The organism is Rheinheimera sp. MMS21-TC3 (assembly GCF_032229285.1).
GTDB lineage: Bacteria > Pseudomonadota > Gammaproteobacteria > Enterobacterales > Alteromonadaceae > Alishewanella.
On record NZ_CP135084.1, the window covers coordinates 3069503 to 3085238 of the forward strand.

14 protein-coding genes are annotated in these 15736 nt (G+C 41.1%); 4 read left to right on the forward strand and 10 right to left on the reverse strand.

Translation table 11 applies throughout. The features are described from left to right. Position 1 precedes the first annotated feature (1 nt). From RDV63_RS14900 to dnaK, 7 genes are all read right to left on the reverse strand, one after another. Positions 2 to 1072 carry a nucleotidyltransferase family protein gene (locus RDV63_RS14900; RefSeq protein WP_313910298.1) on the reverse strand — a complete coding sequence of 357 codons (1071 nt, stop codon included), beginning with the start codon at positions 1070 to 1072 and terminating at the stop codon, positions 2 to 4. Then, positions 1069 to 1926 (reverse strand): HprK-related kinase A, encoded by an 858-nt coding sequence (locus RDV63_RS14905; RefSeq protein WP_313910299.1) that lies wholly within the window; start codon positions 1924 to 1926, stop codon positions 1069 to 1071. The genes RDV63_RS14900 and RDV63_RS14905 overlap by 4 nt, the downstream gene beginning before the upstream one ends. A 74-nt stretch (positions 1927 to 2000) precedes the next feature. Beyond that, positions 2001 to 2186: a hypothetical protein gene (locus RDV63_RS14910; RefSeq protein ID WP_313910301.1), complete on the reverse strand. Its 186-nt coding sequence runs from the start codon at positions 2184 to 2186 to the stop codon at positions 2001 to 2003. A gap of 32 nt (positions 2187 to 2218) precedes the next feature. Continuing rightward, positions 2219 to 2695, reverse strand: coding sequence for a hypothetical protein (locus RDV63_RS14915; RefSeq protein ID WP_313910302.1), 477 nt, complete (start codon positions 2693 to 2695; stop codon positions 2219 to 2221). 247 nt (positions 2696 to 2942) lie between these two features. Continuing rightward, a complete protein-coding gene (locus tag RDV63_RS14920) occupies positions 2943 to 3743 on the reverse strand; it encodes a M48 family metallopeptidase (protein ID WP_313910303.1) in 801 nt (266 codons plus the stop codon). A 108-nt stretch (positions 3744 to 3851) separates the two neighbouring features. Beyond that, positions 3852 to 4991 (reverse strand): molecular chaperone DnaJ, encoded by a 1140-nt coding sequence (gene dnaJ / locus RDV63_RS14925; protein WP_313910304.1) that lies wholly within the window; start codon positions 4989 to 4991, stop codon positions 3852 to 3854. Positions 4992 to 5051: 60 nt separating this feature from the next. Continuing rightward, the gene (dnaK, locus tag RDV63_RS14930) at positions 5052 to 6968 is read right to left on the reverse strand and encodes a molecular chaperone DnaK (RefSeq protein ID WP_313910305.1); all 1917 of its coding nucleotides are present in this window, start codon (positions 6966 to 6968) and stop codon (positions 5052 to 5054) included. Positions 6969 to 7200: 232 nt separating this feature from the next. On the opposite strand from dnaK, the gene luxS reads away from it, so the two are divergent. Next, entirely contained in the window at positions 7201 to 7710 is a 510-nt protein-coding gene (luxS, locus tag RDV63_RS14935) for an S-ribosylhomocysteine lyase (RefSeq protein WP_313910306.1), read from the forward strand. Positions 7711 to 7812: 102 nt separating this feature from the next. On the opposite strand, the gene RDV63_RS14940 is transcribed toward luxS, so the two are convergent. From RDV63_RS14940 to hrcA, 3 genes are all read right to left on the reverse strand, one after another. Then, a complete protein-coding gene (locus tag RDV63_RS14940; protein WP_313910307.1) occupies positions 7813 to 10569 on the reverse strand; it encodes an FAD-binding and (Fe-S)-binding domain-containing protein in 2757 nt (918 codons plus the stop codon). A gap of 277 nt (positions 10570 to 10846) precedes the next feature. Further along, positions 10847 to 11419, reverse strand: coding sequence for a nucleotide exchange factor GrpE (grpE, locus tag RDV63_RS14945; protein ID WP_313910308.1), 573 nt, complete (start codon positions 11417 to 11419; stop codon positions 10847 to 10849). Positions 11420 to 11461: 42 nt separating this feature from the next. Beyond that, positions 11462 to 12478, reverse strand: coding sequence for a heat-inducible transcriptional repressor HrcA (hrcA, locus tag RDV63_RS14950; protein WP_313910310.1), 1017 nt, complete (start codon positions 12476 to 12478; stop codon positions 11462 to 11464). A gap of 126 nt (positions 12479 to 12604) precedes the next feature. On the opposite strand from hrcA, the gene nadK reads away from it, so the two are divergent. From nadK to RDV63_RS14965, 3 genes are all read left to right on the forward strand, one after another. Further along, positions 12605 to 13486, forward strand: coding sequence for an NAD(+) kinase (gene nadK, locus RDV63_RS14955; protein ID WP_313910311.1), 882 nt, complete (start codon positions 12605 to 12607; stop codon positions 13484 to 13486). 133 nt (positions 13487 to 13619) lie between these two features. After that, positions 13620 to 15293, forward strand: a complete 1674-nt coding sequence (gene recN / locus RDV63_RS14960; RefSeq protein WP_313910312.1) for a DNA repair protein RecN — start codon at positions 13620 to 13622, stop codon at positions 15291 to 15293. A 67-nt stretch (positions 15294 to 15360) separates the two neighbouring features. Then, positions 15361 to 15714, forward strand: a complete 354-nt coding sequence (locus RDV63_RS14965) for an outer membrane protein assembly factor BamE (RefSeq protein WP_313910313.1) — start codon at positions 15361 to 15363, stop codon at positions 15712 to 15714. Positions 15715 to 15736 lie beyond the last annotated feature (22 nt).

Below are 15736 nucleotides of genomic sequence, written 5' to 3' on the forward strand. Positions count from 1 at the left end.
ATCAGTATACTTTAGGCTGTTTATTTTTTTTAAACATTAACAGCAGTTGGTTTATCGGTTTAGCAGCAAAATGGTATAGCAAAATATACCATTTTAACTTTAAAAAGTGGCCTCGCACAAACCAGATTTGTTTAGCAAAAGAGTACTTGTCTGGTTCAGCCGCTAGCACTTTTAACATTAATTTACAGACAAACTTATTAGGCGCTAAAGTATTTCGTTGCTGTAAATACGCGCTGGCTTCTTGGTTAGAAAATACCTTGCTTATAACAAAGGCAGCGTTAGATACTGCTGCTTCAGCACCAATCAACTTAGCTTCTTGTTGTAGCGAAGCTAAACCACTTTGCTCCATTACATGATTAAACAATTGATTAATATCAATAATATCTTTAACTGTACGATGCGTTTCTTCTTGAAAAAACAAATGCACTGCAGCATGAATAAAGAGATGCTCGATACAAGGCAGATACAAATTGGAACCGGAGATCTGCACTGCCCGCTTAAAAAATGGTGCTATATTCAGTTTTAATGCTGATGCTGTTGGATATATTTGATGGTGCAAATCTATAACTGTATGGCGCTCAAAATGTTGAACTGGCGGGCTTTGATGCGACCACTTCATATAGTAATGGCGATCATAATCTGATATTTGCGGTTCATAAAAGCCCTGAAAGAACAGCTTACTGCGCATAGTTAAAAAAGATTTTTCTGGTACTAAAATATCAATATCACTAAATAATCGACCATAGCTCATCGGTAACGCTAAAGCCCTATAAGCGGCGCCTTTAAGTAACAAACAAGGAAAATCTAGCTCTGCGGCTAAATCCTCTAATAACAATAACTCATAAAATAAGCTCTGCTGCTGTTTATCAGCATACTTAGCACCAGCATTTAAGTGCTTAGCTACTACTGCTGGCGGCTCTAAACTCGGGTTATGTAAATGCAGTTGGTAGTAGGCTTTAGCTAATAAACCATAACGGCGTAAATCGACTAATAACTGCCGCCAATGCTCAGGCTTTGCTTGCTGATAAAAGGCTTGCGTATCTCGAAAGAAGTCTAATACTATAAAACTCATATTAGCTCGTCCAACAAAGCTAAAGCATGATCAGAGTCAGCATAAATTAATTCAAATGCCTGGGTTGAATTAACCAGTTGACTTAAAGCATTGAAGCCTTCTACCCCTAACACAGAATAATTAAAAGAGTTTATTGCTAATTGCATAAAACTATTACTGGGCGTTAAACGATTAAAGGTTGTTGATTCAGCTCCAGCTTGGTACAGCGGAAAAATGATATGAGTTGCTCTACAGGCTTGATTAGCTTGCTGCCAGCTTAATTCACTGGGTAATAGGTAACCTATAGTGCCTTTAATGGTATTAGTAATATTAAACAGTACCGGCGCATCTGCATAGCGCTGTTTTATTACCTGTAAAGAATGATTTTTTAAACTAATAGGCCTCACACTAGGTAGCACGGCTCCGCTTAAAGTATCAATAAAGCAGGTTTCATCAGATAATAGCCGCCACCCTTCTAGCATTAGCATAGCCGCTAAGGTACTTTTACCTGAACCTGGTGCAGCTGGCATTACTAACGTCACAGCACCTTTTTGCAGCACAGCAGCATGGATAGATAAATAATGATGCTGAAAAGAGGCCACACTCCAATTAAATGCCCATTCAAAAATGGCCGGCAGATGCGCTGGCTCTGACATTCTAAAATGCTCTGATGCAGAACCAACATAAAACTCAGCCCCTAATAAGCGCCGACGCTTTTTAATGTTTAAATCAAAGTCATAAAACTGTTGTAGATCAAAAGGCTGAAACACTTCTGCAGGGTATAGCTGTTTTATAGCATGATAAAGCGCACTAGATTGATTAGTAACAGCAAGCGAGAAAGGGTAAGTATGTAAGGAAAAATTATATGCTGTCATCCTGACTTATTTAACTATATAACAGGCTAACGAGTGGTTAAGCCTATTAGTTATTAACTGTTCTAGATCAGTATCTAGGGCTGCGACTCCTGCTCTAATGTAGTTTCATGACTAACAAGGTTAAACCTTAATCGAAACTCATCAGGCTCGTTATCTTCAACAAAAGTTAACGCTTGTTCAATATAACCTGATTGTTCAACATTAGCCAGCGCTAGCCATTTGGCATAATCCATTGCGTAAATAGCTGTTTCAGCTTGCATACTTTAGCCTTAGGTTTTGAAGTTAAGCAGAGTTATCTACCGCCTCTGACATAAAAAGCGACTAAATTCTTTAAGTCCTTCCTCTTTTGCCCTGTTGTATTTTGATAGGCATTTACAAAGTCTTCTGGTGCTGGAAAATTAGACCAACGGCCATAATAATACTTAAGGTAAAGAGCATATAAAAAGCAATAAGCAATATTTCTATCAAAATAGCTATCACTATAATTTACTATTAAGCTACTTATTGGCATACGAAGATTTTTGTTAAATATCTGACTAAAAGTAGTATGCTCATTAACGCACACACCTCTAAAGTAATAAGCACGCCTTCTTGAGTTAAAGCAGCCATTCCAGTAGCTAAAGTAGTCTATAGCACAAACATCAGGAATGTCAGTTTCTACGCACTCTTTACCAGTATTTGCAGTAACTGAGGCTATTTGTGATGCTGTAGCACTTAAACCACAATTTAAACTTGAACTGCCCCAAGTAGCACGGCTTTTAAAAGACATTAACAACGGCACCGAAGCAGTCGCCGTAGTTAGAAACTTACGGCGGCTAGTTTGAGTCGACTTCACTTCCTTATTATCAATAGGTTCCATAATTTCATCCTAAAGCTTACAGCATACTAGTAGCTATTTATTACATATAACCGTTAACATGCACAATTTATACCAGCAGCATAACTTACTGAATACAATGGCAGTACTTGCTTTATACTGCCATTGTTATTCATTTTTGTAAAAAAAACTGACAGCTTTACAAGCGACATTGTGGTAGTGCAGTAGCTGCCTTACGTTCATTATAAGTTCGCATTGCATTTGGCATTTTTTCTCGCAATGACGTTATACGATTTTGTGGCAATGGGTGGGTAGATAAAATTTCTAGTGTCCCTCCGCTACCCGCTGCAGCCATATTTTGCCATAAGTTAACTGCTTGCCTTGGCTCAAACCCGGCTTTAGCCATTAAATCTAAGCCCATAATATCGGCTTCTGTTTCGTGTGCTCGGCTAAAGGGTAAAGTTACGCCTATTTGTGCCCCTAAACCAAATGCCGTCATTAATTCGTTTTGATATTGCACTTGGTAGGCTTTCATAGCCGTGCTGCTTAAGGTTAGCGCAGTTTGTACAAACTGGTTAGTTGATAAACGCTCATTGCTATGGCCTGCCATAACGTGGGCGATTTCATGGCCAACAACAGCTGCTAACTGAGATTGATTTTCCGCTACCTTTAATAAGCCAGTATAGATACCAATTTTACCACCAGGTAAGGCAAAAGCATTAACCTGTTCACTATCAAATACTACCACTTCCCAATTCTGCCGCGCATACTCAGCAGGTGTCACATTGATTAATGCGCCAGTGATACACTGCACATATTGGATTGTATTACGATCTTTTGAAATTGGCGTTTCAGCTTTTAACTGCTCAAAAGTTTGCGCACCCATTTTACTTAGTTCGGCATCATTAAATAACATAATTTGGTTGCGCCCAGTAGGCGATTGCGCACATGCTGCCAACACTAGTGCTGTTGCGGCAACAAGCGCCGATGCTTTTAACATTGTAATATCCTTATGCAAGTTATTTATGACTATAAAAACTTAATTATAGGTAATTTTATCTGCTACTGAATAAAAAACCACCCGCAGGTGGTTTTTTATTTTAATGGTCTAACTAGTTAAGTCATCAAAAAACTTTTTTACACCATCAAAAAAGCCTTTTGATTTGGGCCTATGCTTAGCTTCGGCATCACCGGCCATGCTATCACCTAGCTGTCGTAATAACTCTTTTTGTTTATCACTTAGGTTAACTGGCGTTTCAATGACGACTTTACAAACTAAGTCGCCCACAGCTCCACCACGGACAGACTGCACACCTTTTCCTCGCAAACGGAACATTTTTTCTGTTTGCGTTTCAGCTGGCACTTTCAACTTAACACGGCCATCTAAGGTTGGTACATCAATCTCTCCGCCTAAGGCTGCTGTAGTGAAGCTAAGCGGGACATCACAATATAAATTGCTGCCTTCGCGTACAAAAATTGCGTGCTCTTTTACATGTACTTGTACATATAAATCACCCGCTGGAGCGCCATGCATACCAGCTTCACCTTCACCTGTTAAGCGAATGCGGTCTCCGGTATCTACTCCTGCAGGTATTTTAACCGAGAGGGTTTTAGTCTTTTCAATCCGGCCATCACCATGACACTTTTTACAAGGATCTGAAATAACCTTACCGCGGCCACTACAAGTTGGACAAGTTTGCTGCACAGCAAAGAAGCCTTGACGCATAGTTACTTGGCCGGCCCCATTACAGGTTGAACATGATTTAGCCGATGTGCCTTTTTTAGCGCCAGAACCATCACAGATATCACAGCTGGCCATAGTAGGTATTTTAATGTCAACCGACTTACCACGAACCGCTTCTTCTAGGCTTAACTCTAAATTGTAACGTAAATCAGATCCGCGTTGGGCTCTGGATTGGCCACGACGACCACCGCCACCGAAAATATCACCAAACACATCACCAAAAATATCGCCAAAATCAGCATTTCCGCCGCCGCCAAAACCACCGCCGCCACGATTAGGATCGACACCGTCATGACCAAAGCGATCATAGGCAGCCCGCTTTTGCTCATCCGACAATATCTCATAAGCTTCTTGGACTTCTTTAAACTGCTCTTCCATGGCCTTATCACCCTTAGTTCTGTCAGGGTGTAACTTCATAGCCAGCCGTCTATAAGCCTTTTTGATATCTTTTTCGTCGGCGTCTTTTGCGACACCTAATACTTCATAATAGTCACGCTTCGACATAGCTTAGTGCTAACTTCTTATGTTGAGGGGCTGAGTAAACTCAGCCCAGTTAAACTTAACTTACTTTTTATCATCTTCTTTAACTTCTTCAAACTCGGCATCAACGACGTCGTCATTTGAATCAGCTTGCTGACTTGCACCAGCACCTTGCTCAGCTTGTGCTTTAGCTTGCGCAGCTTCCATCAGCTTTTGTGATGCTTGCATTAAAGCCTGAGACTTCTCGTCAATAGCTTCTTTATCACCGTCTTTTAACACAGCTTCTAAATCTGCAATAGCGCTCTCAATAGCTGTTTTATCATCGGCAGCTAAATTGTCGCCAGCTTCTTCTAACTGCTTACGAGTTGCATGCACCATAGCATCAGCTTGGTTACGTGTTTGCACTAACTCTTCAAACTTTTTATCGTCTTCAGCATGTGCTTCAGCGTCACGTACCATTGCTTCGATTTCTTCATCCGTTAAGCCTGAGTTAGCTTTAATGGTGATCTTCTGTTCTTTACCTGTATCTTTATCTTTTGCCGATACATGTAAGATACCATCAGCATCTAAGTCGAAAGTTACTTCGATTTGTGGCTCGCCACGACGTCCTGCGCGAATACCTTCTAAGTTAAACTGACCCAATGATTTGTTATCTGATGAACGTTTACGCTCACCTTGTAACACATGGATAGTTACCGCAGATTGATTATCTTCAGCTGTTGAGAACACTTGCGACTTCTTAGTTGGAATAGTCGTATTTTTCTCAATTAAAGCTGTCATTACGCTACCCATAGTTTCAATACCTAAGGATAAAGGCGTTACGTCTAATAATAATACGTCTGTTACATCACCTGATAATACCGCACCTTGAATAGCCGCGCCTACTGCAACTGCTTCGTCAGGGTTAACGTCTTTGCGTGGCTCTTTACCAAAGAACTCTGTAACGACCTCTTGCACTTTAGGCATACGGGTTTGACCACCAACTAAAATAATATCGTTGATGTCAGCAACCGTTAAATCTGCGTCTTTTAACGCTTGTTTTAATGGCTCTAAAGTACGCTGAATTAAATCATCAAGTAATGATTCTAATTTAGCCCGTGTTACTTTAATGTTTAAGTGTTTTGGACCTGATGCATCAGCTGTGATGTATGGCAGGTTCACTTCTGTTTGCGATGCTGAAGATAATTCAATTTTCGCTTTTTCTGCAGACTCTTTTAAACGCTGCATAGCTAGCGGGTCATTTTTTAAATCAACACCTTGCTCTTTTTTGAACTCTTCAACTAAATAATTGATTAAACGGTTATCAAAGTCTTCACCACCTAAGTGAGTATCACCATTAGTCGCTAGTACTTCAAAAGTTTGCTCGCCGTCTAAGTCATCAATTTCAATAATTGAAATATCGAAAGTACCACCACCTAAGTCATAAACTGCAACTTTAGTGTCGCCTTTCTTTTTATCCATACCGTAAGCTAACGCAGCAGCTGTTGGCTCGTTAATAATACGCTTAACATCTAGACCCGCAATACGGCCGGCATCTTTAGTAGCTTGACGTTGCGCATCGTTAAAGTAAGCAGGTACCGTAATAACAGCTGCTGTTACCGCTTCACCTAAATAGTCTTCAGCGGTCTTTTTCATCTTTTTCAATACTTCTGCTGATATTTGCGGAGCAGCTAATTTTTTACCTTTAACTTCAACCCAAGCATCACCATTATCAGCCTTAACTATTGAGAAAGGCATGATTTTAATATCACGTTGTACTTCTTCGTCTTCAAAACGACGACCTATTAAACGCTTAATTGCGAATAAAGTGTTTTTAGGGTTGGTTACTGCTTGGCGTTTCGCCGGCTGACCTACTAAAACTTCACCGTCTTCGGCATAAGCGATAATTGAAGGAGTGGTACGTGTACCCTCAGCGTTTTCTAGTACCCGAGGTTTATCACCATCTAATACTGCTACACAAGAGTTTGTTGTACCTAAATCTATACCAATAATTCTACCCATAACTGCTCTCCATTTTTATTCTGAACAATTAAAAATTGCGTTGAACAGTTAATGGGGATAACCCTTGTTCCATTCAAGGTTATTCAATTAATTTTTTTGTTTTATACTAAAAATTAGCAAAAACATTGCTGTTAGTACGAAATTAAAGCCTTAAATAGTAAAAGCGGTTAACTTATTAGGCCTGACCTGACTATAATGGCCACTAATGTTGAGCTAATAAAAAGGTTTTTTTATGCCATTACTGGATAGTTTTACTGTCGATCATACCATTATGAAAGCGCCAGCTGTGCGCGTTGCAAAAACAATGCAGACCCCTAAAGGTGATGCTATTACCGTTTTTGATTTACGTTTTTGTGTGCCTAACGAAGAAATTCTGTCAGAAAAAGGCATTCATACTTTAGAGCATTTATTTGCTGGTTTTATGCGTGATCATTTAAATAGTGATGATATCGAGATTATCGACATTTCCCCTATGGGTTGTCGTACTGGTTTTTATATGAGCTTAATTGGCACTCCTGATGAAGTAACTGTTGCTACCGCATGGCAAGCTGCTATGCGTGATGTATTAAAAGTGTCCAAGCAAAGTGATATCCCTGAGCTGAATATTTATCAGTGCGGTACGGCGCAAATGCACTCTTTAGATGAAGCTAAACAAATAGCTGAAAATATTATTAATCGTGGTGTTGGTATTAACCAAAACGATGAATTAGCCCTGCCAGAAACCATTTTAAAAACCCTATAAGCCAAGCCGTTACTCAGCAACGACATTAGGCCGTTGCTGAGTAATAAGTTAGCAAAACAAACAGTCACCTCTCTGCTTTAACTCAACAATCAACATTCAACATTATTTTGCGCAGCTATCTAGCAAATAGGCGATATGCTGATACTCAATGCCACTGTGTCTAGACAGCCCTATCTCGCAGCTTCGACTGCTAGAGACACCTTGAACACAAGCTGCAACTTGTGGTTTTAAACTATCTAAGGCAGAAGCATTAAGCTCTGGTAGTACAAAGCCTTTATCACCAGCAAAGCCGCAACAACTAATGCCTTCTGGGATCACTAGCTGTTCAGTACAGGCTGCCACTAACAGTTTTAGCTTATCGGCTTGGTTAAGTTGACTGGCACTACAGGTTAAATGCAAGGCGACTGGGGTTGATAACTTAGTGAGTTGTAATTTAGACAGCACACAATCTGCTAAAAAGTCGACGCTGTCATACAGTTTTAAGCGCGCATCTAGCTTAGCCTTTAAGGTTAAGCTACAGGGGCTGCTATCAGAAAAAATAGGTAACCTTCCCTTGTCGCTAACCTTAAGTAACCATTGCTCAAGCTGTTGCTGTTTTTGCTCGGCTGCGGCAAATTGGCCCTTAGAATGAAACGGCATGCCGCAACATTGACTATCAATACCTTCTGCGAGAATAAGCTGATAACCCGCTTTGGCTAACAATGATTGCATTACCTCAATTAAACTACGCTTATTTTGGCTAGTTGCCGCCGGCCCCATAACTCGCCCTGTGCAGCTGGCCAGATAAATAATAGGAATAAGCTCATCTGTTAATTTAGTAGTAATTTTGTGCTGATTTGCCTGCATATAATGAGCACTAGGCATAGCCTGATGCCAAAAAGGCAGTATTTTATGTAAAGTATTGCCAAAGCTTAAGCCATAGCGCGCAGCTTGAGCCATAAGGCTAAATTGGCTAGCCATTAGCTTAGCCAGCCCCTGCCAGCGTCGGTTATTAGTTGCCCTTAACTGGCGAGTTAAATCACCGGTGTTTATCCCCACCGGGCAAGCGGTTTGACACATACCACAAGCAGCGCAGCTATCATTGCCTTGATATTCATAAGCTTTAGTTAGCTGCTTTACGCGCTGTTTATTAGCCCCCGTTCGGTTAAGACTGGCGATTTCACGCTGAATTACAATGCGCTGCCTTGGTGTTAAGGTAAGCTTACGTGACGGACAAACCGGCTCACAGAAACCACATTCAATGCATTTATCGACTATAGGCTTTGTTGCCGGTAAAGGCTTTAAGCTTTGTAAATGAATTTGCTTGTTATGACTTAACACCACATCGGGATTAAGCAGTGATTGCGGATCGAGCAGCTGCTTAATTTGCCACATAAGCTGATAAGCGTCGCTGCCCCATTCTAATTCAACAAAAGGCGCCATATTACGGCCAGTGCCATGTTCGGCTTTTAATGAGCCGTTAAACTCTACCGCCACTAATTGGGTTACAGCCTGCATAAAGGCAGCATATCTGCTTATTTCTTGCGGTTGCTCAAAGCTTTGGCTAAAAACAAAATGCAAATTGCCCTCAAGGGCATGACCAAAAATAATTGCCTCATTATAATGATACTGCGCAAACAGCTGCTGTAACCTAAATACCCCTTGGGCTAGTTTTTCAACCGGAAAGGTAACATCTTCAATAATAACCGTAGTGCCGGTTTCACGCATAGCGCCAACAGCGGGGAAAGTGCCTTTACGAATAGCCCATAGCTGATTGTAGATCTTAGGATCAGTACTAAACCCAACTTTTTGTTCAAGCGCATATCCTTGCAGTGCTGTGTTTATTTGTTGTATTTGCTGTTGTAACCCAGTTGCTGAGGCGGCTGTGGTTTCAATAAGTAAGGCACTGGCTGAATGAGACAATTGCTTTATCCACGCAGGCATGCCGGCTTTTTGCTCAATAGAGCTTAAGCTGCGCCTATCGAGCAATTCAACGGCTACTACCGGTTGTTGCTTTAACAGCCTAACCGCTTCGCAGCATTGCTCTATATTAGCAAACACTAACAAGGCAGTAGCACGATTAGGATAATCTGGCACTGTATTTAAGGTTACTGAGCTAATAAAACCTAAGCAGCCTTCTGAGCCCACCATTAAATGCAGCAATATATCGATAGGATCGGTAAATTCAGTTAGCGCATTCAGCGAAAAGCCGGTGGTATTTTTTAAACGATACTTATGTCGAATTTTAGCCGTTAATGCTGTATTAGCCTTGGTTTGCTCGGCTAAATGACTTAATGCGGCTAATAAACTGGCATGGCTTTGCCTAAATGCCGTAACGCTAGCGGCATCTTCGCTGTCTAGCACTGTGCCATCGAACAACACTAGCCGCATACCAGCTAAAGTTTGAAAGCTATTTTGCGCCGTACCACAACACATACCACTGGCATTATTAGCAATAATGCCGCCAATTTTGCAGCTATTAATTGATGCGGGATCGGGGCCAATTTTGCGCTGAAACTTGCGCAGTACGGTATTGGCATCAGTGCCAATTACCCCAGGCTGCAAGCGAATTTGCTCACCTAAGCCTCGTACTTCTCGCTGCTGCCAGTTTTCGCCTAATACAATTAATACTGAATCAGTAACGGCCTGCCCCGACAAACTAGTGCCAGCAGCACGAAATGTAATAGCAACTCGGTGCTGGTAGGCTAATTTAATAAGACTGATTACTTCAAGTTCAGTCTCTACCCGCAGCACCAATTTAGGAACTAAGCGATAAAAGCTAGCATCAGTGCCATAAGCGAGCCTAGCTATAGCATCATCAAAATAGCGCTCGCTTGGGATTACCCCTTTAACTGATTTTATAAACTGCGGGGATAACATTTCTACCTCGGTGACCAGTAAGCCATTATGATCAATAATAGTAAGCAGGCTAACTTTGCTTGTATAAATTTTGATTGTAAAGCAACAAGGCAGAATTAACTTAGAAGGCGAAACAGACTTAACAGGATAAAAAAATAAAGAAAGGATGACAAGCTAACTAAGGTTAGCAAAAAAACGACAACCTGACTTGTCAGCTTTAGCCGCAAGTCAGGTTGTCGTTATTAATATCATTTTTTACTACAAGGTACTGCTTAACTTATTGCTAATAACCGCAGATTTATTCTGGCGCTTTAGCAACACCTACCATTGCGGGGCGTAATAAACGACCATTTAATTCATAGCCCTTTTGCATAACAAAAGTAACAGTGTTTGGCGCAAACTCTGTTGTTGGCATAGTAGTCATAGCTTCATGCAAGTCTGGGTTAAAAGGCTCACCTTGTGGGTTAATTTGATTAACACCATACTTAGCTACTACATCTAAAAATCCTTTTAAGGTTAAATCTACCCCTTCAGCAAAGCCTTTAAGTTGCTCATTTTCACGATCAACAAACTCTAAAGCCCGCTCTAAATTATCAGCTACAGATAGCAAATCTGCAGCGAACTTTTCTAGAGCAAATTTATGGGCTTTTTCAACATCTAAAGATGCGCGGCGACGGGTATTTTCAGCATCAGCTTTTATCCGCAGCATTAAATCTTTTTGTTCGGCCAATTGCGCTTGAGCCTGATTTAATTCTGTTTCTAATTTAGTAATAATATCTTGCTCAGCCGACAATTCGACTGGTTCACCTTGTTCATTCCCTGGCTGAGTCTGCTCAGTATGGATATCGTTTGGCTGTTTTTGCTCTGTCATGTGTTACTACTCCCAAATTATGTAGGTGTATTATGGGGATCCTTACTGCCGATTCAAGTGCAAACTTAATTGTCTTGCACAGGCGCTTACCAGCGGAATTAAACGGCCATAATCCATTCTTCTGTGTCCTAGCAAAGCGACAAAACGCTGCGGCTCAGCCTGATATCGTTGCGTTATAATACTGACATTTGCTAATTCTGCAAAACCCGATTCTTTGCCTAATAATAACTTAGGATGGTCATCTTTGGTTATGGTCTGCAATAAAGACATTAACCCTTCAGGATAATCCAACAACTGCATGACTTGCTGTAAGGCTGGGCTTTGTTGATAATCTGGCGTTAATAACAATTGATGTTGACCAAAAATAATAGGTTGGTGCTGCTGTAACTCATCTAAACTTAACTGACCCAATACTTTTCGTAATAATGCTTGGCATAAATCATTTTCATTACGCACCACATTGCCTAAACGCTCTATGCCTTCCTGCCACTGGCCGCCACTTAGGGCAGCATTTAATAAACATAAAACCTTACTTAAAGTGGCATTATCAATAGTGTGTTCGCAGTGTAAAATTCGGTGTAAAATATCGCCATCTTCGTCTATTACTACTAATAATAAGCGATCGCTGGCTAAACGCACTAAATCAATTTGCCGTACCATACGGGTTTCAGCTTTAGGTGCGCTAATAATAGCAACAAAACCTGTTAAGTTGGTGAGTAACTGGCCGGCTTGTTGGCATAATAAGGAAACTGGCAACTGGGCGGTTAATTTACGTTGCAGCTCTGTACTCCACATGGCAGATAACGGCTGCAGCCGCATTATTTTATCTATAAAAAACCGGATGCCTTTAGTGGTAGGAATACGACCTGCTGAAGTATGTGGCGAACGAATTAAGCCTTGCTGTTCAAGCAACATCATGGAGTTACGCACCGTTGCTGAACTTACAGCTAACTCAGCATGCTGCGCCAACAACTTAGATGAAACCGGCTGACCATCTAATAAATACTGTTCAACAATCAATTTAAGTATTAAATCAGAGCGATTTAGCGATAATGTCATGCCTAGTTCCCAATACAAATGTAAGCTTTATATGGGGACGTTTGACAGTTATTCAAGCTACAATTGCTACTAGTGTCTGGCTAAGGCTACCGCTATACTAAATACAAGCTGTGTAAGGAACCTACTATGTCTGACGCTTTTACAACTATTGGCCTAATTGGCAAACCGCATCATGCCGGAGCTAATCAAACTCTACTTAGCCTATATCAGTTTCTCCAAGACCGTGGTTTAACCGTATTTATAGAACAAAGAGTAGCCGATTCATTAAATTTACCAGAAGCTAAAGTGCTAGATTTAGTAGAACTTGGTAAGCAGTGTGACTTAGCTATAGTGGTTGGCGGCGATGGTAATATGCTTGGTGCAGCAAGAGTACTAGCTAGATTTGATATTGCTGTTTTAGGCGTTAACCGCGGTAACTTAGGCTTCTTAACCGATTTAGCCCCAGAAAGCTTTCAGCAACCTTTAAATGAAGTACTCGCCGGCAATTTTGTCACTGAGCACCGCAACTTACTGGAAATAACAGTGCATCGACATGGCATTGTTAAAAGCAGTAATAGCGCAGTTAACGAGGCGGTGTTACACGCTGATAAAGTCGCCCATATGATTGAGTTTGAAGCTTATATCAATGATGAATTTGTGTTTTCGCAGCGCTCTGATGGCTTAATTATTAGTACTCCTACCGGTTCTACAGCTTATTCACTTTCTGGTGGCGGGCCTATTTTAACCCCAGATTTAGATGCAGTTAGCTTAGTACCCATGTTTCCACATACTTTAAGTAGCCGGCCCTTAGTGGTTTCAGGTAACAGTGAAATTCGCTTAAAGGTTGCGAGTACCAATGACGCTCACCTACAAATAAGTTGCGACAGCCATGTAATTTTAGCCGTTATGCCTGGCGACGATATTTATATTCGTAAACATCCTACGCCATTACGCTTAGTTCACCCGCCTGGTTATAGTTACTTTCACGTCTTACGAAATAAACTTGGCTGGGGCAGCAAACTTTATTAAAAACTGACTTGCTAAGAATTAATTTCCGATATAAAGTTACTGTATAAATAACCACTGTTATTTTAATCAGCCTTCCTAGTGCTTTTTGCTAATAGTTTATAGGCTGCAACATGGATTGAAACGGGAGCCTTATATGCTGTGTCATTTGCACATTAGTAACTTTGCTATAGTACGCGCATTAGAAATCGATTGGGCTGATGGCATGAGCACCATCACCGGAGAAACCGGTGCCGGTAAGTCAATTGCTATTGATGCTTTGTCATTATGCTTAGGTGAGCGCGCTGATGCCAGCGTTGTTAGGCCAGGTGCTGATAAAGCCGATATTGTTGCTACTTTTGATGTTAGCAAGCTCACTGCTGCACAAAAATGGCTAACCGATCAAGACTTAGCTATGGCTAATGACTGTATAGTTCGCCGAGTGATCAGTAGTGAAGGCCGCTCTCGTGGTTATATTAACGGCGTACAAGTGCCAGCGCAGCAACTAAAAACCCTTGGCCAGCATTTACTAAGCATTCATGGCCAACACGCTCATCAACAATTATTAAAAAGTGATTACCAGCGCCAACTAATCGACAGTTTTGCTGGCCACCAAGTTGCCATTAACAACACTAAAGAGGCATGGCGGCAATGGCAGCAATTACAAGCTGAATATGCCGAATTAGAGCAATCAAAACAACAACGAGACGCTCAGCGCCAATTATTAGAATATCAAGTCGCCGAGTTAGATAGCTTTTCTCCCGCTGCTGACGAATATGCTAATTTAGAAGCTGAGCACAACTTACTTAGCCATGGCCAAACCTTGTTAAGTCAAAGCCAACAAGTTGTGCAACTACTGTATGATGACGAGCAACAAAATATCTACCAAGCCTTATCGGCTGCGCATAGTCAACTAGAACAGCTCTGTATACTCGACCCTAGCCTTAGCGGCATTAGCCAAATGCTAAATGATGCCTTAGTCCAAACCGAAGAAGCCAGTCGAGAATTGCGGCGCTATAGTGACAAAATGGAGCTTGACCCAGAGCGATTAGACTTTATTGATCAGCGACTTGGTCAATGGTTAGCCTTGGCTCGTAAGCACCAAACTAGCAATGAAGAGCTACCCGCATTACACCAGCAACTTAGTAGTCAATTGGCAGAGCTAACTTGTAATGATGAACGCTTAGCAATGTTGGCAGATAGTATTGAACAAGCAAAACAGCATTATGCTGAGCAAGCACAATTGTTAAGTAAGCAACGTCAAGCTGCTGCCGAGCAATTAAGCCAAAAAATTAGTGCCAGCATGCATGAACTAAGTATGAGCAATGCAAAGTTTAACATTCAACTAACAGAGTTAACCTTAAACCAAGCCAGCATTAACGGCATTGATGCTGTTGAGTTTCAAGTATCCACCAACCCAGGTCAACCATTACAAGCAATGCAAAAAGTAGCTTCTGGCGGTGAGTTATCACGGATAAGCTTGGCCATCCAAGTAATTTTGGCCGACAAAGTAACTACACCTACCTTAATATTTGATGAGGTCGACGTAGGCATTAGTGGCCCCGTCGCTGCTGGGGTGGGTCGCTTACTTAGACAGTTAGGCGAAAAAACACAAATTATTTGTGTTACCCATTTACCTCAAGTTGCCAGCCAAGGCCATCAGCAACTTTTTGTTGAAAAGTATACCGACGGCGTAAACACCGAGACTCGTATGCTTACCTTGAATGACGAGCAACGTATTGGAGAAATTGCTCGTTTATTAGCGGGTGAAAACATCAGTGCCAGCGCCTTAGCTAATGCTAGAGAACTTTTATGTGCACCTGTAGTCTGAAAGAAGGTTTTTATCGGCACGCCGGATAGGGTATGATGAACGCATTCAGTAAGAGTAGACAGAACATATGAAAGCAGTTTTAACCACAGCATTACTAATTATTGGCCTTAGCAGCCTAAGCGCATGCAGCAGTTGGGTATATCGGATTGATATACCTCAAGGCAACTTTTTAGAACAAAAAGACATTAATAAGTTACGGGTAGAAATGACTAAAGAGCAAGTGCTATATGTTTTAGGCAGCCCAGTTGCTAGTAATGCCTTTGATAATGATACTTGGCACTATTTTTATTCATTAAAAAGTGGCATGGGTAATAATGATTTTAAAAAGCAGCTGATTATTACTTTTAATCAAAACAGATTACAAGATATCAGTGGCGACTACGAAAAATCTGAAAACTTTAACCAGCCTTTAGATATTTAAGCTTAATTATAAACAAAACGTT

What these genes read in the sequence shown, in the direction of transcription:
- RDV63_RS14900 (WP_313910298.1), bottom strand. Translation starts at nt 1,072, where the DNA reads ATGAGTTTTATAGTATTAGACTTCTTTCGAGATACGCAAGCCTTTTAT.
- RDV63_RS14905 (WP_313910299.1), bottom strand. Translation starts at nt 1,926, where the DNA reads ATGACAGCATATAATTTTTCCTTACATACTTACCCTTTCTCGCTTGCT.
- RDV63_RS14910 (WP_313910301.1), bottom strand. Translation starts at nt 2,186, where the DNA reads ATGCAAGCTGAAACAGCTATTTACGCAATGGATTATGCCAAATGGCTA.
- RDV63_RS14915 (WP_313910302.1), bottom strand. Translation starts at nt 2,695, where the DNA reads ATGTCTTTTAAAAGCCGTGCTACTTGGGGCAGTTCAAGTTTAAATTGT.
- RDV63_RS14920 (WP_313910303.1), bottom strand. Translation starts at nt 3,743, where the DNA reads ATGTTAAAAGCATCGGCGCTTGTTGCCGCAACAGCACTAGTGTTGGCA.
- dnaJ (WP_313910304.1), bottom strand. Translation starts at nt 4,991, where the DNA reads ATGTCGAAGCGTGACTATTATGAAGTATTAGGTGTCGCAAAAGACGCC.
- dnaK (WP_313910305.1), bottom strand. Translation starts at nt 6,968, where the DNA reads ATGGGTAGAATTATTGGTATAGATTTAGGTACAACAAACTCTTGTGTA.
- luxS (WP_313910306.1), top strand. Translation starts at nt 7,201, where the DNA reads ATGCCATTACTGGATAGTTTTACTGTCGATCATACCATTATGAAAGCG.
- RDV63_RS14940 (WP_313910307.1), bottom strand. Translation starts at nt 10,569, where the DNA reads ATGTTATCCCCGCAGTTTATAAAATCAGTTAAAGGGGTAATCCCAAGC.
- grpE (WP_313910308.1), bottom strand. Translation starts at nt 11,419, where the DNA reads ATGACAGAGCAAAAACAGCCAAACGATATCCATACTGAGCAGACTCAG.
- hrcA (WP_313910310.1), bottom strand. Translation starts at nt 12,478, where the DNA reads ATGACATTATCGCTAAATCGCTCTGATTTAATACTTAAATTGATTGTT.
- nadK (WP_313910311.1), top strand. Translation starts at nt 12,605, where the DNA reads ATGTCTGACGCTTTTACAACTATTGGCCTAATTGGCAAACCGCATCAT.
- recN (WP_313910312.1), top strand. Translation starts at nt 13,620, where the DNA reads ATGCTGTGTCATTTGCACATTAGTAACTTTGCTATAGTACGCGCATTA.
- RDV63_RS14965 (WP_313910313.1), top strand. Translation starts at nt 15,361, where the DNA reads ATGAAAGCAGTTTTAACCACAGCATTACTAATTATTGGCCTTAGCAGC.